Source organism: Paenibacillus sp. FSL R5-0749, assembly GCF_038595085.1.
Classification (GTDB): domain Bacteria; phylum Bacillota; class Bacilli; order Paenibacillales; family Paenibacillaceae; genus Paenibacillus.
This window is the reverse complement of the sequence record NZ_CP152005.1, coordinates 2,548,234-2,571,438: the sequence shown is the minus strand read 5'-3', so window position 1 is coordinate 2,571,438 and position 23,205 is coordinate 2,548,234. Positions and strand designations below refer to the sequence as shown.

21 protein-coding genes are annotated in these 23,205 nt (G+C 46.9%); 6 read left to right on the top strand and 15 right to left on the bottom strand.

Features of this window, described 5'->3' with window-relative positions:
* Positions 1-6: 6 nt before the first annotated feature.
* Complete coding sequence (gene essC / locus MKY85_RS11580; RefSeq protein ID WP_342572614.1) at positions 7-4,011, bottom strand: type VII secretion protein EssC; 4,005 nt, start codon at positions 4,009-4,011, stop codon at positions 7-9.
* A gap of 52 nt (positions 4,012-4,063) precedes the next feature.
* Positions 4,064-4,384 (bottom strand): hypothetical protein, encoded by a 321-nt coding sequence (locus tag MKY85_RS11575; RefSeq protein WP_339241711.1) that lies wholly within the window; start codon positions 4,382-4,384, stop codon positions 4,064-4,066.
* 422 nt (positions 4,385-4,806) lie between these two features.
* Between MKY85_RS11575 and MKY85_RS11570 the strand changes: the two genes are divergently transcribed.
* Positions 4,807-5,046, top strand: coding sequence for a hypothetical protein (locus MKY85_RS11570; RefSeq protein WP_074094612.1), 240 nt, complete (start codon positions 4,807-4,809; stop codon positions 5,044-5,046).
* A gap of 121 nt (positions 5,047-5,167) precedes the next feature.
* Here the strand turns inward: MKY85_RS11570 and MKY85_RS11565 are convergent, their stop codons facing one another.
* From MKY85_RS11565 to MKY85_RS11540, 6 genes are all read right to left on the bottom strand, one after another.
* Entirely contained in the window at positions 5,168-5,320 is a 153-nt protein-coding gene (locus MKY85_RS11565) for a hypothetical protein (RefSeq protein ID WP_339241709.1), read from the bottom strand.
* A 244-nt stretch (positions 5,321-5,564) separates the two neighbouring features.
* Positions 5,565-7,040, bottom strand: coding sequence for an aldehyde dehydrogenase family protein (locus tag MKY85_RS11560; protein ID WP_342572613.1), 1,476 nt, complete (start codon positions 7,038-7,040; stop codon positions 5,565-5,567).
* A gap of 171 nt (positions 7,041-7,211) precedes the next feature.
* A complete protein-coding gene (locus tag MKY85_RS11555) occupies positions 7,212-7,748 on the bottom strand; it encodes a GNAT family N-acetyltransferase (RefSeq protein ID WP_339241705.1) in 537 nt (178 codons plus the stop codon).
* A gap of 372 nt (positions 7,749-8,120) precedes the next feature.
* Positions 8,121-8,459, bottom strand: a complete 339-nt coding sequence (locus tag MKY85_RS11550; protein WP_076318547.1) for a L,D-transpeptidase — start codon at positions 8,457-8,459, stop codon at positions 8,121-8,123.
* A gap of 56 nt (positions 8,460-8,515) precedes the next feature.
* Positions 8,516-9,541 (bottom strand): ribosome small subunit-dependent GTPase A, encoded by a 1,026-nt coding sequence (gene rsgA, locus MKY85_RS11545; protein ID WP_339243027.1) that lies wholly within the window; start codon positions 9,539-9,541, stop codon positions 8,516-8,518.
* A 529-nt stretch (positions 9,542-10,070) separates the two neighbouring features.
* On the bottom strand, positions 10,071-10,664 hold the full coding sequence (locus MKY85_RS11540; protein WP_342573334.1) for a metalloregulator ArsR/SmtB family transcription factor: 594 nt from the start codon (positions 10,662-10,664) through the stop codon (positions 10,071-10,073).
* Between the two features lie 178 nt (positions 10,665-10,842).
* On the opposite strand from MKY85_RS11540, the gene MKY85_RS11535 reads away from it, so the two are divergent.
* The 3 genes from MKY85_RS11535 to MKY85_RS11525 all read left to right on the top strand — a co-directional run bounded on the left by MKY85_RS11535 (position 10,843) and on the right by MKY85_RS11525 (position 12,994).
* Positions 10,843-11,841 (top strand): YpdA family putative bacillithiol disulfide reductase, encoded by a 999-nt coding sequence (locus MKY85_RS11535; RefSeq protein ID WP_339241703.1) that lies wholly within the window; start codon positions 10,843-10,845, stop codon positions 11,839-11,841.
* A 5-nt stretch (positions 11,842-11,846) separates the two neighbouring features.
* Positions 11,847-12,290: a DUF441 domain-containing protein gene (locus MKY85_RS11530; RefSeq protein ID WP_339241702.1), complete on the top strand. Its 444-nt coding sequence runs from the start codon at positions 11,847-11,849 to the stop codon at positions 12,288-12,290.
* Positions 12,291-12,481: 191 nt separating this feature from the next.
* Positions 12,482-12,994 carry an ADP-heptose synthase gene (locus MKY85_RS11525; protein ID WP_339260504.1) on the top strand — a complete coding sequence of 171 codons (513 nt, stop codon included), beginning with the start codon at positions 12,482-12,484 and terminating at the stop codon, positions 12,992-12,994.
* A gap of 93 nt (positions 12,995-13,087) precedes the next feature.
* On the opposite strand, the gene MKY85_RS11520 is transcribed toward MKY85_RS11525, so the two are convergent.
* Both MKY85_RS11520 and MKY85_RS11515 read right to left on the bottom strand, forming a co-directional pair.
* Positions 13,088-13,537: an NUDIX domain-containing protein gene (locus MKY85_RS11520; RefSeq protein ID WP_339241699.1), complete on the bottom strand. Its 450-nt coding sequence runs from the start codon at positions 13,535-13,537 to the stop codon at positions 13,088-13,090.
* Between the two features lie 69 nt (positions 13,538-13,606).
* Positions 13,607-13,912, bottom strand: a complete 306-nt coding sequence (locus MKY85_RS11515) for a HesB/YadR/YfhF family protein (protein ID WP_339241697.1) — start codon at positions 13,910-13,912, stop codon at positions 13,607-13,609.
* 484 nt (positions 13,913-14,396) lie between these two features.
* Here MKY85_RS11515 and MKY85_RS11510 point away from each other — a divergent pair, with 484 nt between their 5' ends.
* Positions 14,397-16,142, top strand: a complete 1,746-nt coding sequence (locus tag MKY85_RS11510; protein WP_342572612.1) for an ABC transporter transmembrane domain-containing protein — start codon at positions 14,397-14,399, stop codon at positions 16,140-16,142.
* Between the two features lie 12 nt (positions 16,143-16,154).
* Entirely contained in the window at positions 16,155-18,245 is a 2,091-nt protein-coding gene (locus MKY85_RS11505) for an ABC transporter ATP-binding protein (protein ID WP_342572611.1), read from the top strand.
* Positions 18,246-18,428: 183 nt separating this feature from the next.
* On the opposite strand, the gene MKY85_RS11500 is transcribed toward MKY85_RS11505, so the two are convergent.
* From MKY85_RS11500 to argS, 5 genes are all read right to left on the bottom strand, one after another.
* Entirely contained in the window at positions 18,429-19,055 is a 627-nt protein-coding gene (locus tag MKY85_RS11500) for a YdcF family protein (RefSeq protein ID WP_342572610.1), read from the bottom strand.
* On the bottom strand, positions 19,052-19,597 hold the full coding sequence (locus MKY85_RS11495) for a hypothetical protein (protein ID WP_342572609.1): 546 nt from the start codon (positions 19,595-19,597) through the stop codon (positions 19,052-19,054). The genes MKY85_RS11500 and MKY85_RS11495 overlap by 4 nt, the downstream gene beginning before the upstream one ends.
* Before the next feature lie 99 nt (positions 19,598-19,696).
* Positions 19,697-20,407 (bottom strand): hypothetical protein, encoded by a 711-nt coding sequence (locus MKY85_RS11490; RefSeq protein ID WP_339241694.1) that lies wholly within the window; start codon positions 20,405-20,407, stop codon positions 19,697-19,699.
* Positions 20,404-21,459: an ATP-binding cassette domain-containing protein gene (locus MKY85_RS11485; RefSeq protein ID WP_342572608.1), complete on the bottom strand. Its 1,056-nt coding sequence runs from the start codon at positions 21,457-21,459 to the stop codon at positions 20,404-20,406. Before MKY85_RS11485 ends, MKY85_RS11490 begins: the two co-directional genes overlap by 4 nt.
* Positions 21,460-21,464: 5 nt before the next feature.
* Positions 21,465-23,195: an arginine--tRNA ligase gene (gene argS, locus MKY85_RS11480; protein WP_342572607.1), complete on the bottom strand. Its 1,731-nt coding sequence runs from the start codon at positions 23,193-23,195 to the stop codon at positions 21,465-21,467.
* Positions 23,196-23,205 lie beyond the last annotated feature (10 nt).

The window sequence follows — 23,205 nt, the reverse complement described above, 5'->3', positions numbered from 1 at the left end:
CTCCCCTCAAACTACAACATGCCATCGGTCACGAATTTCAGAAATCCAATCGGTCATTTTCCAGCTGTCATCACATGGAACTGCACCTTTAACCCTGGAATATTTACGTTTTACATAATAACCTTGACCTGGAGGCAGTACCTTCAGCCCACCTGAACTACCTCCGGATTCCGAATAAGGTATACGGAAGAACGAGAGATCGTTAGGGTCTAAAGTCCCGAACAGCATTCCGCTCTGGGAAGCCTTCACATCCGTTACCCAATCCGAACCGAAGGTCGGGAAGTCTGCCGGAACCCCGGACAGAATCACGTGTACACCACGATCCCTTCCTTGACGAACAATCGCTCCCAATTGATCTTTTACATTAAAATCGTTTAGCTGTTTGGACAAGGTGTCCGCATCATCGATAACAAGCACAAGTTCCGGTCCACCGGAAATCTCGCCTCTTTTCAGAACTTCATCGTACAACTGTTGAATCACAGGTGCAAGCTGTTCTTCTCGCGATACATGTCCACGGACATGGGGCAAACTGCTGATTTCCCCCAGCCCACCTGCGCCATAACGCATATCTACTGTGTATATTTGTACATCTTCCGGAGAAGCATGATAAGCCAGTGATAACATCCATGTCAACAAAAATGTCGTTTTTCCGCCTTCCATCGGACTCGTCACCATGAAATGTGGACCTTCACGCAGATTAAGCTGGAATGGTTCAAGATCATCCGTAAGCAGTCCTACAGGGACAGTTACAGATGATGTATCCCATGCCTGGCCATATGATCCTATCTGAATGAGCAGATCCTTGAGTTTGATCTCTTCCGGAAGCGGAGCAATCTGAGGTGCTTCTTCCCCTGTCCAGCCTTGGCGAATCTCAGCGATCGTGCGGCGCAATGCCGATGAACGTTTGCCTTCATCTGCCCCGGAAGAAGGTAATGCCGCCTGGAACATCAACGGAGGCACTTGCCCTTTGACCAGACCTCTTCCTGGCGGAAGTTGGCTTGGTGCTTTGGAAGGTCTTCCCACGGCATAATAATAATCACTTGGATCAGATAACTCAAATGAAACCGCATTGGGAATATTGCTTCTGAATTTCTCAAATACATCTGTTACCCGATTCGCAGTAAGTACAAAGGTAATCCCCAGACTTCCGCCTTCACGCAGGATCGTCTCCAGAAGTTCATTTTCTTCCGGATAGGCATTGCGGAATGAAAGATAACCATCGATAACCACCACAACCTGCGGGACAGCCGCATGAGCTGTCCGTCGGTAGGCCGAGATCGTTTTAACACCCGCCTCCGAGATGATATCTTTGCGTTGTGCTGACAGCTTGAGGATATAACGGAATAACCGTTTGATCCGGTCTTCCTCCTCCGCCATCATCACGCCACCGATCTGTGGTAGTCCTGCAAAGTCCTTCATCATGCGGCCCATATCGATAATGTAACCATGCCAAGGCTCAGTTCTGTGAGAACGGGCCAGAGACATAAGCAAGGTCTGAACAAATGTTGTTTTTCCCAGTCCCGGCATGCCGTAAACGACCAGGTGGCCTTGATCCACAGGCAATGCGAGCGGTTGTTGGCGCTGATTGGGGAGATCATCCAGCAAACCAACCAGGGGTTTCAGACCACTTGCCCCACCATCAAGCAGCAGATCCCGATTCTCTTCTTCCTGCCATTCCTGAAGACCTTCCCATTCCAGTGTTTCTGGTAAAGGTGGCAACCATGGTCCTGGCAACCGACGGATGCCCGCATCCGCTGCAGACTGAGCAACATAATCAATAAATACTTGAAGCTGTTTCGGAACATCTTCACCTTTGAGAACGGCTCTGCGCTCTCCCGTTAACAGGGGCTCCCGCTTACCGTTTAGGCGTACTTCCATGACAGGCAATACCGTCGTTGAATCCTCCTGTTGGTTATACGGTGCACCACTCCAGGCGAATTGCATTTCTTCAAATACTTCATCACTACCCACCTGAAAATATCCACGACCAGGCTTCGTAATCCAGGCAGCATTTGGAATCTTGATCATGTCCCTGCTATCTCCCTCACTCTGTACGCGAAGGCAGATCCGAAAGCGCGAATTACTCCATATTTTATCGTCCACAACACCGGCTGGCTTCTGGGTTGCCAGAATTAGATGAACCCCAAGTGTTCGGCCAATGGCCGCGATACTAATCAGTTCATCCATGAACTCCGGCTGGTCCCGTTTCAATTGAGCAAACTCATCAATGATAATGACGAGATGCGGGAGCGGCTGCTCATGTCTGGAACGCAGAATTTTATAGTATTCATCAATGTGCTGGAGATTTCCCGCATCATTTAATATTTTTTGCCTTCTGACCAGTTCGGCACGAAGTGAGATATTCGCCCGCTCGATTAGATTTCCATCCAGATTGGTGATTGTCCCTACCACATGAGGTAGATCAACAAATGTATTGGACATACCGCCACCTTTGTAGTCAATCAGCATGAAGGCCAGATCATGCGGATGGAATTCAGCAGCCAGTGAAGCTACGATGGACTGGATGACTTCACTTTTACCTGAACCGGTTGTACCTGCAATCAGACCATGGGGACCATGACCCTGACGTTCAATTTTGTCATGCAGGTTTATCGCTATTTTTTTGCCGCCAGCTCGTACACCCATTGGTACGGGCAGCGTGTCCGGATATCTCGTCTGCCCCCATCTGGATACCACATCCAGATCTTCCACGCGTGATGTGCTCAGCATATCGAATAACGGCAGCACTTGCGGGATATCTGATGCAGATGACCGTTTTAACCGGATCGGTGACATATAACGGGAAAGCGCCTCTGCCATTTCCTTCGAGATCACATCAGGTTTATACGTTTGTTGAATAACATCCGCATCTTCCGTTTTTTTGATATACACCCCTTTGCCTTCGGAGGCATCCATAATCAACTGACAATGCATTGGTAGAGACTCCTTGCGATTAGCCAGTATGATGGTGCATACATCGATGTCCTGAGCCGATTCCAGTAGCAATGGAAGCAACGGTTCCTCTTCAATTAATTGCGTATCGGAGAGAATCACAACGTAACACGGCGTTTGTATGCTTTTCTTGTAGCGGTCTTCCTTATTGTTGCGGCGCCGGTTCAACACGGAAAACAAGCTGTCCGCCAATTGATGCGCACCGCTGTGCCTGTCGGCCATATAGCGTTGTCCCTGGTCTTCATCCCAGATATGGGGCATCCAGCGAAGCCAATCCCATTCCTTGCTGTCCTTTTCTTCATAGAAAGCAGCAAGCTTCAGTTCATCCGGGGAGTGACGTACCGTCAGTTGTGAGATGATGACTCGCAGAGAAGCAAGCACTTCCTCCCGATCACCGACCAGTCCCATAACCTTCGATTGGAACAAAGGCAATGTAATGGAAGCATCCGGTACCGTCTGGAATTCACCCGCAAGTTCATGGGCGGCTTCAATTAGCTCATCCTTCTCATAACCATCAATCCGTGGAACCTGAAGTTTGATACGGAATGGAATCTCTCCCGTACCAATGCGCACCTGAAGGAAATCATCATCCTCTGGTGAACGCTCCCACAAGGAACTGTTCCGGTTCTTCACCACTTGAAGGCACACACCCGGATCCCCATGAATTTCATACAGGCTCTTCACTTGCTCCGCCTGAGCTTCTTTCAGTTCTTCCCGGTGTTTGTCCAGTTGGGCAAGATACATTGTTTTTCGTTCTTCCAATTTTTTGCGATATGATTTCTTGTTGCTCAGATACACGAAGAATGGAATGGTGTAAGAAGTAAGCATCATCATGACCGTCATCATCTGAAACATCATATAATTGCTGTTGCCCATTTTGCCGGTCATATTGATATATACGTAGAAACCAATGCTGACCATGGTCATCATGATCGGCACAATAATGGATATCATGGAAAACGTGGGTTTGCTCGGTTCTGTTGGAGGCCTGAGTATTTCGAGTCCTTCTTCCTTGAGAACCGGTGTCATTCTTGGAGAACGCTGATATAACACATTCACGAAGAGAAGACCTCCTTTAGTTCGTTCAATAGAATGTATACGTTCAAAAGCCCTATTCGTTGCTGTCCTTTTGAAATAATGAACGTCTCCCATATACAGGCGCTTCTTCCGAAGTCGTTGAAAAAGCCCGCTGGACACGTACGCAACTGCCTTGCCGCAGCCCTGTTTCCATTAACTGCTGTGCGTTCTGCGGAGAGAACCACAGCCCCTCCGGAAACTTGGCTTCAAGGATGTACTGAATGCCGTCTCCCGGTGCCTGTCCGAAAATGCGAACGCCAAGTAATGTCTTCAAATGTTCAATGGTGCATTCATCCGGAACATCGATGTCGAACCATTCTCCTTCCTCGCGGCCGGAATACACGGTTAGAATCATCCGAATCCCTCCCATGGTCTCATATGTAAATTGTCCTAATGTCAGATTAAATCAAAAAAAAGAGAATGAATCGTTATATCAACCCTATTTTCTTACATAAACACCCTGTTTGCAATGTGCCACCTGTAATTTTGTTACATATGACCCACGTATATATTAAAATATCGTACATTTGACTCAGAACTTTCGTGGCAGTTATGCTTTTGAATATTGCGAGGATACGAAAATTTTCATTTTCTATTCCATTTAAATGGTAATTAGGTTTTGTTTTTCGGGACTTTTATTCCTTCGCTCACAATTGAATTGTGAACACTTTTCAAACATTACCCACCTTTATGTTTTCATAAGCTGATTTTAAGGTAATTTTAAGCATTGGAATTTAATATTACCTGTATGAAATAACAACCGTGAGGTGATTTCAAGTGAGAACCCTAATAACCTTTCAAAACAAATCAATCCCTGTATACTTTAATCAAGAAAACAAACAGCCTATGCAGAAGACATTAAGATTGCTTAGCAGTGCTCTTGAGCATAAAATTAGCAACGGTAAACGTGCCATTCAAAAATGTCTGCATTCTTTAATTAGTATTGAGATTGTTAATGGAGAAGCGATTCTCCACAGTCGAAGTGAAAACGACTCCCTTGCTTTATCATTATATTAAAAGGAGTCTACCAAGCCACATTTATGACAAGACATGAAAAAGGAAGCTGTCGTTATAGACAAGCTTCCTTTTTGAGGTGTATACACGTTAACAGCGGATTGCAGTTATGATCAGCCATCACTCAGTGCACTTTGCTAAGGACATAGGCGGCATCATGCTCTTCCGCAATCTCGGCTTTACGAATACGAATGACAAACAGCCGAACCAAATTGGCACGTGTATGTTCTTCCTGACAGGTATTCAGTTTCCTCAGAATAAAGCGGTCAATGGACATGAATTTAAAGCCCCTTTGCCATTGGATTTACGGATCGATTCTTCCGTGTATCCATAAATAACCAGATAGCGTCAGAGCCAAACAGCTTTTCCACTCTTATATTAAGTCGTATTTTGCTGTGGTGTAAAATTGTGCAAAAAGCCCGTCTCACCAAGCTGGGACGGGCTTTCGCATGATTTGTCGATCTTTTTGCAACTCACTCTAATCGTTCATAAACGACCCTGCTAGTTCATCCTTTTTCGACTTATTTCACTCCTGGATATTCCCGATATTGGTGCTGAATGCTGATCCAACGAGTACGTGTAAACTTCTCAATGGCCCAATCACCACCGAAACGTCCAATCCCTGAAGCCTTTTCACCGCCAAACATCACATGCGCTTCATCGTTCACGGACTGATCATTTACATGCACCATACCAGATTCAATGCGCTGGGCAACCAGATATCCTCGATTCAGATCTTTGGTGAATACGGAACCACTAAGTCCATAAGGAGTATCATTCGCCAAACGCACAGCTTCATGCTCATCATGAGCCTTCATGATCACTGCCACCGGGCCAAACAATTCCTGCTGCACAATATCTTGTTCAGGTTTAACATCAGCAAGTACAGTAGGAGACAGCACACTGCCTTTGTTGGTCCCACCAAGCAATAGACGTGCGCCTTCGTCCTTGGCTTTGTTCACAAGATCCTGCAATCGTGTTACCTCTTTTTCCCGAATGAGAGGACCTACGAGTGTTTTGGCATTAGCCGGGTCACCTGCCTGCACATTCTTCGTTTTGGCAACAAATGAATCAACGAATCTGTCGTAAATATCAGCATGCACAATGATACGATTCAGAGCCATGCAGATCTGTCCCTGATGCAGAAACTTGCCAAAGACTGCGGCTTCGGCAGCACGTTCAATGTCCGCATCTTCCAGCACAACCATGGCGTTGTTGCCGCCTAGCTCCAGTGCCGTTTCTTTTAAATGTTCACCCGCCAGTTTACCGATTCCCTGCCCAACTTCTGTGGAACCCGTGAATGAAATTACTTTGGGAATCGGATGAGCCACAAAGTAATCCCCGATCTCACTGCCACTTCCGGCAACGACATTTAGCACGCCCCCAGGCAGACCGGCTTGTTCGAACAAATCAGCAATGAGCCAACCTGCCGTAATCGGAGTGTCTGATGCCGGTTTAATCACCACCCCATTGCCGAGAGCAATCGCCGGAGCTACGGATCGAAGACATAGATGCAAAGGGAAATTCCACGGCCCGATCACACCGACCACACCCTTCGGCTCCCGAATTACACGGTTCTCTTTACCAGGAGTATTGGACGGAATAATCTCACCCTTCATACGATAAGGAAAAGATGCTGACTCATCCACAATGCGTTTAGCCGCTGCAAACTCCGCCTCCGATTTGATTCGGGTACTCCCGGATTCTGTGATCAACAGTTGAATGATCTCCTCTTTTCGCTCTGCCATCAGAGATGAAACTTTCCGTAGTACCTCTTCTTTCACAGCAGGTAATGACTTCGCCCACTCAATCGAATTTTTATGAGCAGACTCATACGCCTTATCTATGTCTTCTTTATTGGAAGAGCGCCATGTGGCAATAACTTCTCCCGTATAAGGGTTGATATTCTCCATTGTTTTCTCACCGGAGCCATCTACCCATCTGCCATTAATATATTGTTTCGTCCATGTTGTATGTTCGGTTTCCATTAAAGTCATATGAATACGCCTCCTGATCAAAATTGAATGTCACACCTGCACAACGGTGTAATACATCATTAACCTTGTTCAGAATTACGCAAACGTGCAGACCTGAATTAGCTATTCCATTCTTTAAGTTTAAGGAAACAATACAACCCGAGTATTCTGTCCCCATCTGTACCTCTTTCCTCAATCGGGCAGGCCCTTCTCTCCAAAGAGGCTCAATTCTTCCCATCCGTAGCCAACCTCAATCAGATCTTGACCACCAATACGGATAGACTGTGTGTGGACGGGAGTGCCTCCCATCTTCTCATAGAAGCGACAAGCTGAATTACGTTCCAAAGCCCATATGATCAAACGTTTCATATTGAAGGTCTGCAGATGATTAACGACATGTGTTGCCAGTTGCCCACCTATCCCCAGTTGTTGCACTTCCTTCAGCAAATATATAGCGTACAACTCTCCATCATAAGGTAATTTGCCTTCACGCTCCTTACCCCCACAAGCAAATCCGACAATGTTCCCATGATCCTGTTCAGCTACCACCAAGATCTGATCTTTTTCGCCAGAACGAATGGTCCTCTCCCACTGCGACAATCTTGATTCTATAGTCAAATGATCCAAAAAATCGTCGGGCACAATTCCTCGATACGTTGTTTTCCAACTCTCTGTATGTACATGGGCTATTCCTTGCGCATCCCCTTCGCGCGCCGGCCGGATTAACATCGCTATCACTCGCTTTCTCTCATAACTGCCATAGCTTTACCATATTATATGTTCATCTTTCTACAATTCCAAATTCATCCACTTCAGTTCTGGTTGTAAGAACTTATTTGGTAACTGGCTATCTTAACCTTATAATACGTGTTCAAAAAGTCTGGTTTTAAGTACCAAGAAGATGGAATGAAGCTAGAAATGGAGTAGCGGAGCGTAGATAGAGCTACGTGAGCAACCACAATGTTTCCTCAGGAAACATACTTCGAAAGCCACCCGCTTATTTCGGTTGAGTTTCATATTCGATGCTGATCATGCCGCTAGGCATGATTCGTAATCAAAAGCGGACTTTTTGAACTACCTCCCATAAAGTGAAATCCGGCCCTAGGGCCGGATCGTTACTCTAGTGCCTACAGAAACCTTGGACGACAGATCCAGTACATCCGAGTTGTACATGCGTATACAACCATGGGAGACGGATTTGCCAATAGACCAAGGCTCATTGGTTCCGTGTATCCCATAATGGGGAGCAGACAGCCCCATCCACAACACGCCAAATGGCCCACCTGGATTGGATTGCTTGTTAATAATCGTGAACTCCCCGTTTGGCGTCTGCGTGAGCATCTTGCCTGTGGCTACGGGATAGCCCTTAATCACTTGATTGCCATCAAGAAGATATAACATGTGGTCAGACAGATCTACAATAATCCTGTAATCTGGCATAATGACATCCCTCCTGACCTATCTTATGCAAGGTAACAGATGATGCCCGCCTGATTTCAGACTTCCTCCCACTCTTTCACACTGCGGGAGTGCTTGGGTTTGCGACTAGTGGCCGGTTTGCTGGAAGCGGTACGCTTTCTGGATGCCACTTCTTCCTTACGTTGCTGATATTGCAATTCCTTCTGCATTTTCAGATAATTATTCAGTCTTTTTTCATCTAATGAACCATCCTGTATGGCCTCTTTCACTGCACATCCTGCTTCCCGTGTATGACTGCAGTCCAGGAATCTGCACGTTGCCGCAAGTTCTTCAATTTCTCCAAACGCATGCGACAGCCCATCATTCCCCTCATCCCATAGGTTAAGCTCACGCATTCCTGGAGTATCGATCAATACGGCTCCCTGTGGAAGTACAAACATCTCCCGGTGTGTTGTGGTATGTCTCCCTCGGCTGTCGCCCTCACGAACAGACTGTGTAAGTTGCACATCCTCACCCATCATCCAGTTCACCAGCGTAGACTTGCCACTGCCCGAAGATCCTGTGAGCGCAACAGTCAACCCTGGCTGCAAATATCGTTCCAGTAAAGATTTTCCTTGGTCCTCCACTGCAGATATCGCAAGCACTTCAACACCTGGTGCGATTCCTTCTACATTTCGGATCTGTTCTTCCACATTGTTGCACAGATCACTTTTGCTCAAGACAATGACTGGCCTTACGCCACCATTCCAAGCCATCATCACGTATCTTTCGAGTCGTCTAAGGTTGAAATCATGATTAAGTGCAGCCACGATTAACAGTGTATCCACGTTTGCGGCGATTAATTGTTCTTTGGTCACTGGACCTGCCGCCTGTCTCGATACCCTGCTCTGACGTGGCACCAGATGATGAATAATTGCTTCTTCACCTGCCTGGCCTGTAATCGCCACCCAATCTCCAACCGCTGGTACCAAACTCGTTTCCAGACTATCATGACGCATTCGGCCCGAAATTCTCCCCCAGCGTTCGCCCTCTTCTGTAATCAAACGTTGCAGGTGTCCATGATCTGCGATAATTCTGGCTGGCTTTCTATCCTGCTCTTCCATTCCTGTCACTTGCCACAGTTCCTGCCACTTTGCAGACCAGCCGTACTTTTCAATATGGTTATCTAAAATATAAATTCCTCCCAAAATAAGTTTGTTTGCTTTTGTTCAAGACCAGTGAACAATTATCTCCGGTTCAGATCAAAACAAAAAACCACGAGTAGAAATACACCCGCGGCAATAAGTAGTTAGACGAATTAAAGATCATCCCTTCTCGTAGATATACCGGATATCCTACTTAACCATCCGCTATATTCAATTCAGGAACACCCTTTTATCGGCAAACCAAAAAGCCACGGGTGCGTCACCCGTGGCTTCATCTGAGCATGACATACTTTACGTTACAATGGATACTGCTATCCAACTAACGCAAAATTACATGCTTTGATCCGTTCCGGAGACGCTGTTCATATTCAAATTAACGTATACTGCATTTAACTTTGTCATAAACAATCGCCTCCCTTGTAGAATTATCCATTATGTTACACACTGGGCTTTGCATTTGTCAAGCCCAAACTTTTTCCAACCTACTCTATTTGACCTGATCCCAGCGCGTCCACATTTCCTTCGGATTCAGTTCATAGATCCCCTCTTCCCGATACATGAACTGATGCATGATAAATTCCCGCCGAATGGTAGCGAAATCTTCATGATACTTCTGTATAAATGTATTCATTTCTTTCTCGGTATACTTCCGACCGAACTCAAGCTGCTCGACCAGATGACCAAGTACAATCAGCTTTTTCTTGTATTGAGCGGGAATCTGCCGCAGTCGTCCATCTTTGGAGAAAAAATTTCTCATGACCGACGCTTTCAGTGTTTCGTTCACATTACTCATATCCGTAACCTCCTCTCGCTTAAAGATAAAGTCAACCGAAGCCTGCGCATTCTCGCGGATAAACGAAGGATTCAGTGTGAAGTACACTGTATTTTTCTCCCGTCGTTCCTTAATCAGCGCCGCCTCTCTCAGCTTGGATGCATGATGTGTCACGGTTGGCTGTGACAGATTCAGCCGCTCGGCAAGTGCCTGTCCGTGCAGTTCACCCTGTGCCAACAACAGCAGCATGCGAAGCCGGGTCGGGTCAGCCAACGCTTTATGATAAGCCACAATTTTCTCCAGCTGCATCATCGTTCATCTCACTTTCATTTAGATAAATATCTAATTTGATATTAGTCTTTTCCTCTCTCCACGTCAACTCCTTTGGATTCAAGTAAGCTTGTCTGGGTTTAACTCTCTCTTGAACTGGCATTAGCTCGCTTTTTACGGTAGGATTATATTGCTTGAAATAAGGAGGATTAAGAACATGGAAGATGTCATTATTATCGGCGGAGGCCCATGCGGTCTGTCTGCTGCCATTGAATGTGAACGGCTGGGACTGTCCGCTGTGATCGTTGAGAAATACAATATCGTTCAATCTATTTATCTGTATCCAACCCATATGCAGTTTTTCAGCACAGCACCGCTGCTTGAGATCGGAAACGTTCCGTTCAGCACACCTAATGATAAGCCGTTTCGTTATGAAGCACTTGCCTATTATCGCAGGGTAGCCGAACATTTTGGTCTGCGTGTTCATAACTATGAAGAAGCCCGTGAAATCAAACGCAAGGATGATGGTACGTTTGAGGTACATACGCTCAATCGCCGCGGGGAAGCCATCGTTCATGTTGGACGCAATGTCGTTGTAGCTACCGGTTATTTTGACCATCCTAACTATCTGGGCATCCCTGGAGAAGATAAAGATAAGGTAACCCACTACTTCCGGGAAGCCCACCCTTATACCCGTACACGTGTCGCCATTATTGGCGGAAGCAACTCAGCCGTGGACGCGGCCATGGAACTGGTTCGGGTCGGAGCACATATTGATATGGTGTATCGCGGCAGTGGTTTGTCCCAGCATATTAAACCATGGGTACGCCCGCTATTCGAGAGCATGGTGACAAAAGGTCATATCACACTGCACCTGGAATCACGCGTGAATGAAATACTCGATGATTCAATTCGTCTGATACACACGGATGGTTCCACTCGGGAACTGGATAATGACTTCGTACTGGCAATGACCGGTTTCCGTCCAGATCGTCAACTACTCACGTCGGTAGGTGTGGAGATGTCTGATGATATGGATAAACCTCTATATGATGAACAAACGATGGAAAGCAGCGTACCTGGTGTATATGTGGGCGGAGTCATCGCTTCGGGGCGTAATGCCAATGAAGTCTTTATTGAATCCGGGCGCTGGCATGGACGGTACATTGCGGAACATATCGTTAGCAAACAACGTGGACAGACTGAAGGGAAATGAAAACCATGGATATGACTTCCCTGCTGCTACTTGTTTTTGCGGCTCTCGGGATTATCAGCAGCAACACACCTGTGACCGTAGCGATGGTATTTCTGTTGTTGCTACGAGTCCTGAACCTGAATCAGGCATTTCCATGGCTTGAAAAATACGGACTTACACTGGGCATCATCATTCTGACCATTGGCGTGATGGCACCTCTTGCCAGTGGCAAGATGAGTCTGCAGACGATCGGTGAGTCTTTCCTGCACTGGAAATCACTGCTCGCCATTGGTGTAGGATTACTGGTGGCATATCTCGGAGGACGTGGCGCTACGCTGATGAGTACACAGCCAACTGTCGTTGCAGGGCTGTTAATCGGAACGGTACTTGGGGTTGCCCTATTCAAGGGTGTACCTGTGGGTCCATTGATTGCTGCAGGAATACTGTCACTGCTACTGGGCAAATCCTGATTCGGTTGTGATCGTTGTGACCTGACATGCTCTGCAGATTGGCTGTATTTCCCACCGTTGTGTGATATACTTCTATTCATGCAAATTATGTACACGAGTCTACAGCAGAATAACCCATATTATGGTTATGCTGTTGCATAAGATATAGATTCACTTTGCAACTATTAATGGCCCAGGAGGAATAAGGAACCATGTCACGTCAGTTTATTACAGAAGCCGTGATGGTGGCTATTTACGGTCAATTGCTAGCGCCGCCCGCGCCTGTTGAATATATTTTTCCTTATACCACCATCCTTGAGCTATATGAATTCCAGACCAGTCCTGATCCCATGATGGATAACCCGGCAGATGATCAGCATGTAAAATCCAAAATCAATGAAATGATTTCTTATTTCGAGGAACCACTGAATAAGAAAAAAATAGAGCGTGCGTTACTTGTTCCATGGGCCAAAAGCCCCTCCATTTTATTTGGTGACCAAGTATCCATTGCCATTATCAATGCAATAGATACGGCACAGTACGGGGAGTATTTCGATCCCATTGAGACAGAATTGCTGCTGACATCTCAGCGCCTGAGTATCCCGATTCTCACCGATCAGGTTGAATTGATCGCACGCATCATTGAGTCTGAATCACCTGTACAGGTATTCGATATCGATGATTTTGATTTTGCGATGGATGATGAATCACTGGATCAGGTGTAATTCATGATTAGAGCACGTGAATCCGATTTTCAAAAAAATGACCTTGTCACCCATTTTACGTGGATGCCAAGGTCATTTTTGCGTCAACTTATTTTATTCTACATTATCCCGAGCTAACAGAATTCGGCTAATTTCATTCAGAGGTGGTAACGACTCCTGTGCGTAAAACTTAAGACCCGCATCACTATTGACACGTGACTCCACAAGATCATCCTGAATGATCACTGTCCGGAACAGGGCAATGACATAATACTCTTCATCTCCGCTCGAATGCAGAGACCGAAGATCAGGCCCTGAATACAGACCTTCCAGTGTCATGGTATCAACGGTCCAACCTGTCTCTTCCCATAACTCCCGATGCGCAGCATCTTCTATGGCTTCCCCAGGGCGCATCTCACCAGCTGGCAACCGCCATTGACCGTGTTCCGCATGCTGAATCAGCAGTAATTCACCTTGTTCGTTCTCAGCCCGCACCGCCGCTTTTACAACAATATGAGAGCGTTTTGCGATATACTGGGCCAAATCTCGTGCTGGCAGATTCACTGCTTATCCCCTCCTCCTATTCGGAAGCCGGTGGCGACCTGTGATTCATTTATTGCCTAGCAGAATACTTCAAGGATTAGATATTTCAGTGTAACGATATTCGATATCCTGACCTTCATCAACGATATCCACATGCAGTTGGTGCCCTTTCAGATACCAATAATCGTGATCTTCCATAAAGAATTGAATTCCCGATACTTCGGTTTGATCGGCAGGATGTCTTGGTTTTTCCACAGCAATACCTAGCGAAAATCCAGGGTGAAGACCTCCGCCTGAGCTATAACGGGCAAAAAATCGAATGCTGTCTCCCTCGCTCAAATTCAGTTCTTCCTTGTACCAGCGAGCAGCTTGATCGGATACATGTATGGTACTCATTTGGTGTCAGCTCCTTCTGTATATATATGTTCCATCATATCTCTACAGGGACTTGAATACAAACCCGAGTGCTCCTATAAAGACAAAATAAATTGTGAAAAATGTTTGACAGATTGTAAAAGCCGGTGTTAAGATGCAAACATACGAGGTCTACATTGTATTTATTTCCAAAAAAGAAAGGGTGATTACGGTGTTTAACAAACATATGATTGTTCAATTCAACACACAATTAAATACCGGAGCACACCCGAAATCATTATTCCGTTCATAAGTCGGCATTACAGGCGGTCTTTCATTAGAACCTCTGTGATGTTTACTCACAATCGAACTTATATATGGTGGCGGCTCTGTTCTCTGAGCCATGCTGCCGTATGATGATATGAAGACATACCGCCTGCGTGCGGTATGTCTTTTTTTGTGGGTACATTTCGGCATACATGAACGGAATCTGCATTTTTCGGACATCGAAAGGAAGGGATAACACTTGTTCTCTGTACTTAAAAACCTGGCCTGGTTCTTCCGGCTGGAACGCAAACGATACCTAACCGGTGTCATCTTGCTTATTCTGGTGGGCATTGCCGAACTGCTGCCTCCTCGTCTTCTTGGCAATGCCATCGACGAGATTGTGCGCGGTTCCATTACCGGCACCTCACTTACGCGTTATATCTTGCTTATTCTAGGAACGGTCATCATTATCTATCTGGTTACATACGTTTGGATGCACAAACTGTTTGGTGGTGCCAATCTGGTGGAACGGCTTCTTCGTTCGCGCTTTATGGACCACTTGCTGCGGATGACTCCTCCCTTTTTTGAGAAAAACAGAACTGGCGATCTGATGGCTCGGGCCACCAATGATCTTCGTTCCATTGCCACTACAGCAGGCTTCGGCATGCTGACTTTAACAGACTCTACAGCCTTTCTGGCCACCGTACTGTTCGCTATGGGTTTTCTGGTTAGTTGGAAACTGACCCTGGCGGCAATCCTGCCATTACCTTTTATCGCCATTGCCATGATGATCTATGGTAAAGCTGTACATCAACGTTACACCCTCGCACAGGATGCATTCGGAGATATGAATGACCAGGTGCTGGAATCCATTGCCGGTATCCGTGTCGTGCGTGCCTATGTGCAGGAACGTCTGGACGAAAAACGGTTCGCCGATGTGACCGAAGATGTGTATCGCAAAAACCTCGCTGTTGCCAGAATGGATGCCCTATTCGAACCCACCATCCGGCTCTTCGTTGGACTCAGTTATGTGATTGCACTGGCCTACGGCATATATCTTGTATTCCATAATGAAATTACTCTGGGTGATCTCGTATCATTCAATATGTACCTGGGGATGATGATCTGGCCTATGTTCGCCATCGGCGAATTGATTAACCTGATGCAGCGCGGTAGCGCTTCACTTGATCGGGTCAACGAGACATTATCGGTAGAACCTGCTGTACAGGATGTGGAGCAACCTGCTCACGTGACGAATCCGGAAGAAATTGCGATGCAAGATGTTACATTCCGTTATCCTAGCTCCACTGTCGACAATCTCAGTCATATCAGCTTTTCGCTGCGAAGGGGTCAAACCTTGGGTGTTGTGGGTCGTACGGGTAGCGGTAAGTCTACTTTGCTCAAACAACTGCTTCATGAATACCCTGCTGGTTCGGGTACATTAAGCATCTCGGGTCATCCGATTCAGGATATCGCCAAAGATGACTTGCATAGCTGGATCGGCTATGTACCACAGGAACAAGTGCTGTTCTCCAAGTCCGTTCGTCAGAACATTCAATTTGGTAAACCTGGGGCCAGTGATGAAGTCATCATGGAAGCCATCCGTACCGCCGCTTTTGACGGGGATCTGGGAACCTTATCGGAAGGACTGGATACACTCGTTGGTGAAAAAGGAATCTCTCTGTCCGGTGGACAGAAACAGCGGGTATCGCTGGCACGTGCCTTTATTGCTAATCCTGATATTCTGATCCTCGATGATGCTTTATCTGCTGTCGATGCACGTACTGAAGCTAAAATCATTGAAAATATACGCAACAAACGCTCGGGCAAAACCACGCTGATCTCGACTCATCGCCTGTCTGCTATTGAACATGCTGACCGAATCATCGTACTGGAGCACGGGAAAATTACGGAAGAAGGCACTCACCAGGAACTGTTAGCCATGAACGGCTGGTACCGTGAACAGTATGAACGGCAACAGGTCGAGTCCAATCTGTCCACGTAGGAGGTCAATACATTGAAGTCTAATACAGGCAAAAGGCTGCTTGATTACGCCTTGAAAGCCAAAGGAACATTTATCGCTGCATTAATTATGCTTACCATTGGTGTTGCGGCCGAGCTTGCCGGTCCGTTCATCGCCAAATCCATGATCGACAATCACTTGCTCGCGATTGAGCAGCCTTTCTATGAGACCACAGCTTCAGATGAAGCCGCAGTCTACAACGGTAAGAACTACAAACGCGAAGGCTTGTTCGAACCGAATGAAAACAAAGGTTCCGAAGTGCGGGTACTACAAGCCGGCAAAAGTTTTTATTTTGTAAACGAACCGGTCAATGCCCCTGACGGAGACCGCACATATGCGGATGGAATCCTCACGGTTACACGCGCAGGTGAAGTAACAGGCCAATATGCGGCAGCCCCCCTGTCCGCCGGTGAACTATTTGCTTTTTACAAACCGGAGATGCCCAGCATCTATCAATTAATTGTGTACTACATGATCTTCCTCGTGATCTCGGTCATTATGGAGTTTGGTAAAACATTCTGGCTGCAGTCCTCGGCCAACAAGGTCATTCAAAGACTGCGCAACGATGTGTATGCCCACATTCAGCGATTGCCGGTGCACTTTTTTGATAACCTGCCCGCAGGTAAAGTTGTATCTCGGGTCACAAACGATACAGAAGCCGTCAAGGATCTGTTCGTTGCCGTTCTTTCGAACTTTTTCTCAGGAATCATCACGATTACAGGTGTGTATGTCGCACTCTTCCTGCTCGATGTTCGCCTGGGTCTGATCTCGTTATTCGTGGTGCCGATGCTCATTACATGGATTGTGCTCTATCGTAAATTCGCCACTCGCTACAACACGATCATTCGGTCAAGGCTGAGTGAGATCAATGCGATCATTAACGAGTCCATTCAGGGGATGTCCATTATCCGCGTATTCCGCCATCAGAAACAAACCAAGCAGGAATTCGAAGATCTGAATGATGACTATATGAAACACCAGAACAAAATGCTCAACCTGAATGCCTTCACCTCACACAACCTGGTTAACGTATTACGGAATATCGCCTTTGCAGTGGTCCTGTGGTACTTCGGTTCCAGTGTGCTGGATGGCACAAGTATTATTTCCCTGGGTGTTCTGTATGCCTTCGTCGATGTCCTGGGCCGTTTGTTCCAGCCGATCACCGGTATGGTGAATCAGCTCGCCAACCTGGACTCCTCCCTCGTATCTGCTGGTCGCGTCTTTGAGCTGATGGATGAAAAAGGAGAACCCGTAACCGATGGCTCCATGCCAAGATATAAAGGGAATGTTGTCTTCGACGATGTATCCTTTGCCTATAAAAAGGACTTCGTGCTCAACAATATCTCGTTCAAAGCATCACAAGGTCAGACGGTGGCTCTGGTCGGCCACACCGGTTCGGGTAAAAGCTCCATCATCAACTTGCTGTTCCGGTTCTATGATCCGCAAAAAGGCAAGATCACGATCGATGGTCAGAACGTTAAGGATCTGCCTAAACAGTGGATTCGTGAGCATATGGGGATTGTACTTCAGGACCCGTATCTGTTCACCGGCACCATTGCTTCCAACGTCAGTCTAGGCGATGAGAAGATCTCCCGTGAACGCATTGAACAGGCGCTGCGTGACGTAGGCGCTGAGCGTATACTGGCTCATTTGCCTCAAGGCTTTGACGAACCTGTCATCGAGAAAGGAAGCACATTGTCTGCTGGTCAGCGTCAGTTAATCTCCTTCGCTCGTGCGCTGGCATTTGATCCGGCCATCCTCATTCTGGATGAAGCGACTGCCAATATCGATACGGAAACGGAAGCACTCATTCAGAACGCACTTGAAGTCCTCAAAAGAGGACGTACCACATTCATCATTGCTCACCGTCTCTCCACCATTCGTTCCGCAGATCAGATTCTGGTTCTGCATCGTGGGCGAATCGTTGAGCAGGGTGCACATGATGAACTAATGGAGCTTAAAGGCCGCTATTATAAGATGTACCAGCTTCAGCAAGGTGCGCAAGCAGCAGCGTTCGCGACACTCGAGAATCCATCGGACGACACCGTTCGAACATCAGCCTCCTTTGCAGGAGGAAATGCATAACAGTGTAAGACAGATAGCTCTTTAAGTAACCAACCAAAAATGATGTACTCGACAGCAAAACAAAAAACGATCTACACAGCTACCTCAGGGTTTGCGGTGTAGATCGTTTTTTTGTATTTTCATCTGGAGCCATGTTCCTCTACTGCTTATTTTCCCCAGACAAAAAACAATCCGCGCGCAACCTCACGGCTGCTTCGGATTGTCTATCCATCCTTTGATCGTATATCCCATGTACATTACGGTCTCCCTTGCGAGAAAAGGAAACTTGCTGCGCCAGGTTCGATAAGCCGTTGTTCGTGTCGGAGAGGGTACGGCATCCATGCCCAGCCCGACAGACAGCTTCATGGCCCGTTTCATATGCAGCGGATCACTCACAATTGTATAGGTGTGATAACCGGCCTGTTCACCAATTGGAATTGAGTTGACCAGATTCTCCTCGGTAATTCTGGATTTGGTCTCTATACGAATGTCCGCAGGATCTACTCCATGTGCGATGGCATACTTCTGACCCACTTCAGCTTCCGTATGTTCTCCATCATCAGCCGACCCGCCTGTGAAAAGCAGATTACGAACTGTACCCTGATGGTATAATTCAATTCCGTGTTCGATGCGTTCACGAAATACAGGTGAAGGATTATCTCCCTCCACTGCTGCACCCAGAATGATTGCTGCATCCGATACCCTCGATGAATCCTCATCCGTATAAGCAAATATTCGTACTGCCGTAACCACGGTCCATAGGATTCCAACGAATACTACAGTCAGAGCCATAATTAATATCCAGCGTTTCGTTATCCGTCTGCTTGTCATTCATCCTCTTCCAAAGCCCTTGCTTGCATACTCTCGGTATGCATACGCTCCAGCGTTTGCAGAGCTGCTGCAGATTCGGCATCCAGACCAAGCTCTGCAATCCAGGCACCCGTATATTGCTGAAGACGGATCTCCAACTCCTGTGCGCGGTCTTTGAAATCCTCCAATTCCTTAATCATGCGTGATCGTCCTTCCGGACTGAATGTCTCATGAATGCGTTCCTTGAAATAATGATGTACGATACGGTTACGTTGCTGCCATAATTCATTCAATTGGCAAGTCTCTTCCTCAGAGAATGTAAAATGATGACGTACTTCGTGAATGAGCTGCCCCAGTGAACTGCTCATCTTTCGTTCGTACAGATCTTCCAGGTCTTCTTCAGACACAGCCTTGCCCTGAGACATTTTCATTAATAAAATTAGATTGACCAGCTGCTGTTCAAGCGCCTGCCCGTAGTACACGGCCAATCCGTAATAGGCAAACAATTCCCTGGAGTGTTCGCTGTCCAGCATGTCACCATTCTGGATATCTGTATTTTGCATATGCGAGCGCCTCCTTCAACCGTACGATGTTATCCATTCCATGTCCCTCTATCCTAACCAAACCAAGAGCAACATTCAAGTTATCGGGAAGCGCGTCTTCTAACCCCGCAGATCTCTTCTTCCGGACAGCCACACATGGATAATCAGTAACCCCATTGCGTAGAGCACAGTCCAAAGCATAACCGAAACAAACGAGTCCATCTTTGATTCATCAAATAACATCATCTCACGAACCAGATAAAAGGCTGGTGGAAGTATGCGACCAAGCCATTCTAACGATTCAGGCAAACGTTCACTCAATGAGCCTTGGATAAACGATAGTAATAATACAATAATGAGGGCAGGCATACTGCGACTAAGCAAGGGAATGTACGATTTTTGAAAGAATACACTGATGCCTAATCCCAGCAGCGATAATCCCAGATGTCCTAACCAGGTCATCATCCACTCCTCACCTGTGGGTTGTCTTTCGAACATTCCAGCGAAAACGGGATATAGCACAGTAATTGCGGTAAGCATGAATTGCATAATCCAGGCACAGATGAGTTGACTTGTTACAACCTTACGCCTGCTTCCTGCATGAAGGACCAGTAATTGAAACTGCTTCGCAGGTTCGGTATTCATCACCATGACTCCATGCCAAGCTGCTGCCAGAAATAACAACATAGCCGTGACACTGTAACTGTCCGCAATTGGGTTGGGCTTGTAAGAATAGATCAGTAACATGGCAATGATATAAAAGATAACCGGTGCAAAATATTTTTGTGAGCGAATGTGATGCCTTAACAAATATCGGGTCAGATAGATCATTCGGCTTCTCCCCCCGCACCATCCATGGAAGAGCTTAAGTCCACAGATTCTGTGACACCTCCACGACTCGCATGTACAGCTGGATGTTGTCCTCCAAGCAGACTTTCCATATGTAATTGACTTTCCTCCTGTTGTACAGACACTACCGAACCTCCGGAAGCCAGAATCATTCGGAGGACATCATCTGTGGATTGTTGAACCACTTTCCAATCCCACAACCAAGATTTTGCGTTCCCCAAGCTCGTATCACGATCTAAAGACAACACTCCCGGTTGATGTGAAATGGATGGATCATTAGCCAGATCCTCTCCAGCAGGAGCCAGACTTTGAATACATACAACCGGTTCGCCAGCTTGCAGTATATCCTCACGATTCCAGTAGCGGAGCACACTGCCTTTCTTCAACACAATCACCTGGTCTGCCAAAAGTTCAATAAGCAAGGGTTCATGACAAGCTGTAACAATGCATGTCCCTTCATCCTTCCATTCCCCCAATAGGGATACGACTGCCTCTTGCGCTGGAATATCCAAGCCTGATAACGGTTCATCCAGCAACAAAAGACCACCCGGTCCAGCTAACAGGGCCTGAATCAAATTTACTTTTTGCAATGTGCCCTTGGACAATAGGAGTAACTTCTGATCGATCGCGGTATCAAGATATAAAAGTTCGCTAAGTTCTCTTATCCGCCCACGTAGTTCTTCGGGGCGAATGCCCCGAATCCGTCCCATCTCCCACAAGTACTCCCTAGATGTAAAGGGTACACGTGGCAGGCCATCTACTGCATATTTCTCAGAACCTTTTATTGTACGCTGAATCGATCCTGTATCAGCCAATAAGATCCCCGCCAATATACGAAGCAATGTGCTTTTGCCCGAGCCATTTCTGCCAACAATCACAGCGCATTCGCCCTGTTTTACTTCCAGATTAATTTGATCCAGTACCTGAGCATGACCTAATCGTTTGCTCACTTGTTGAAGCAATATACCTCGGACTGATGAGTCTGGTGAAGCTTGATCCGACTTCCTGAAAAGACCACGTGTACTCCATGTCACTGGGATCACATCCGTTCTGGAGCTTGCACACCAAGTAAATAAAGACTGTACGCAAGTCGTTCAGCAGTACGTTCAGCTAATGCAACCCTGAAAGGTCTTACATCAGATGACGCATCCGCAATCCGTTCGGCGTGATAGAAGCGGTTGAACGCCTGAGCGACATCTATTGTGTATTTGGCAATAACCGAAGGTTCATTCCGATGAATTGCTTTTGCCAGATACTCGGGATATTCACCGAGCAGTTTCAGCAACGCCCAAGCGGTATCTCCGATACCGGATGAAGTGGTCACTTTTTCATTCTCACCATCCGCAAGGCTGGCGTTAGTCAGATGGTTTTCATTTTCTACACGTATCGCCTCTTCTGCCTTGGCAAGCACACTTTGAATCCGAGCATGGGTATATTGCACATAAGGTCCGGTCTCTCCTTCAAAACTCACCGCATCTTCCAGTGAGAAGTCCACATCGTTTAACCGATTATTGCGCAGATCACCGAAGATAATAGCACCTACACCAACAGCCTCAGCTACCTTCTGAGGGTTCTCCAGATTCGGGTTTTTCTCTTGAATAATCTGCAAAGCACGAGCGACTGCCTCATCCAACACTTCCTGCAAGAAGACGACTTTACCGCGACGTGTAGACATTTTCCGTCCCTCAAAACGCATTAATCCAAACGGGATATGTTCACATTTCGCAGACCATTCATGCCCCATCCGGGAAAGGACCGCAAATACCTGCCGGAAATGCAGCTTCTGCTCGCCTCCGACCACGTATAACAAGCGATCTGCCTTCATCACCTCATGACGATACACCGCCGTAGCCAAATCCCGTGTAGGATAGATGGTGGTTCCGTCTTTTTTGATAATCAGGCACGGGGGCATGTTCTCGTCCTCCAGACGTACCACGAGTGCTCCATCACTCTCTTCAAGTAAACCTTTCGCCTTGAGTTCTTCAACCACCGCGCCCATCTTGTCATTGTAAAAGCTCTCCCCCAACGTATGGTCGAACTGTACATTCAGACGTTCATACATCCGGTTGAATTCCTTCATGCTGACTTCCACAAAGAACGCCCATAACCGCTGTGCTTCTTCATCCCCTTGCTCCAGCTTGCGGAACCACTCCCGTGCCTCCATCTCCAGGGAAGGATCGTTCTCTGCCTCATCGTGGAAGCGCACATACAGTTCCAGGGACGTACGGATCGGATCTGCCTGCAATGCTTCATCATTGCCCCATCTTTTGTATGCTGCAATCTGCTTGCCAAACTGGGTTCCCCAGTCCCCCAGATGATTCACACTTACAGAGGTATAACCCGCTTCGTTATACAACCGATACAGTGCTGCACCAATGACAGTAGAACGCAAATGTCCGATACCAAAGGGTTTCGCGATGTTAGGAGAAGACATATCAATCACGACACGCGAACCCTGACTAAGCTGAAGCTTACCGAATGCGGCATCTCCCAGTTCTTTTAGCAGATTCGGCGCGAGCGCCTCCCGATTAAAGCGGATATTTACATACGGCCCGGCCGGAGTCGCTTCAATTCCAGATGCCTGTAATCCCGTTGCGAGCTCAGTTGCAATGACTGCCGGTGCTTTTTTTAATGACTTCGCTAATGCAAAACAAGGGAATGCTGCATCCCCCATCTCCGCTTGTGGTGGAACCTCCAGTAATCTCATAACTTCTTCTTCAGTCAATCCCGTTAAAGGCGCAATATCGGCCGCAGCCTGCTTCATCAACATGTCAAACACT

Coding starts and splice junctions, on each gene's coding strand:
- MKY85_RS11575 (WP_339241711.1), bottom strand. CDS start 4,384: ATGATTCTAACCGTGTATTCCGGCCGCGAGGAAGGAGAATGGTTCGAC.
- MKY85_RS11565 (WP_339241709.1), bottom strand. CDS start 5,320: ATGTCCATTGACCGCTTTATTCTGAGGAAACTGAATACCTGTCAGGAA.
- MKY85_RS11560 (WP_342572613.1), bottom strand. CDS start 7,040: ATGACTTTAATGGAAACCGAACATACAACATGGACGAAACAATATATT.
- MKY85_RS11555 (WP_339241705.1), bottom strand. CDS start 7,748: ATGTTAATCCGGCCGGCGCGCGAAGGGGATGCGCAAGGAATAGCCCAT.
- MKY85_RS11550 (WP_076318547.1), bottom strand. CDS start 8,459: ATGCCAGATTACAGGATTATTGTAGATCTGTCTGACCACATGTTATAT.
- rsgA (WP_339243027.1), bottom strand. CDS start 9,541: ATGGAAGAGCAGGATAGAAAGCCAGCCAGAATTATCGCAGATCATGGA.
- MKY85_RS11540 (WP_342573334.1), bottom strand. CDS start 10,664: ATGCAGCTGGAGAAAATTGTGGCTTATCATAAAGCGTTGGCTGACCCG.
- MKY85_RS11535 (WP_339241703.1), top strand. CDS start 10,843: ATGGAAGATGTCATTATTATCGGCGGAGGCCCATGCGGTCTGTCTGCT.
- MKY85_RS11530 (WP_339241702.1), top strand. CDS start 11,847: ATGGATATGACTTCCCTGCTGCTACTTGTTTTTGCGGCTCTCGGGATT.
- MKY85_RS11525 (WP_339260504.1), top strand. CDS start 12,482: ATGTCACGTCAGTTTATTACAGAAGCCGTGATGGTGGCTATTTACGGT.
- MKY85_RS11515 (WP_339241697.1), bottom strand. CDS start 13,912: ATGAGTACCATACATGTATCCGATCAAGCTGCTCGCTGGTACAAGGAA.
- MKY85_RS11500 (WP_342572610.1), bottom strand. CDS start 19,055: ATGACAAGCAGACGGATAACGAAACGCTGGATATTAATTATGGCTCTG.
- MKY85_RS11495 (WP_342572609.1), bottom strand. CDS start 19,597: ATGCAAAATACAGATATCCAGAATGGTGACATGCTGGACAGCGAACAC.
- MKY85_RS11490 (WP_339241694.1), bottom strand. CDS start 20,407: ATGATCTATCTGACCCGATATTTGTTAAGGCATCACATTCGCTCACAA.
- argS (WP_342572607.1), bottom strand. CDS start 23,195: ATGTTGATGAAGCAGGCTGCGGCCGATATTGCGCCTTTAACGGGATTG.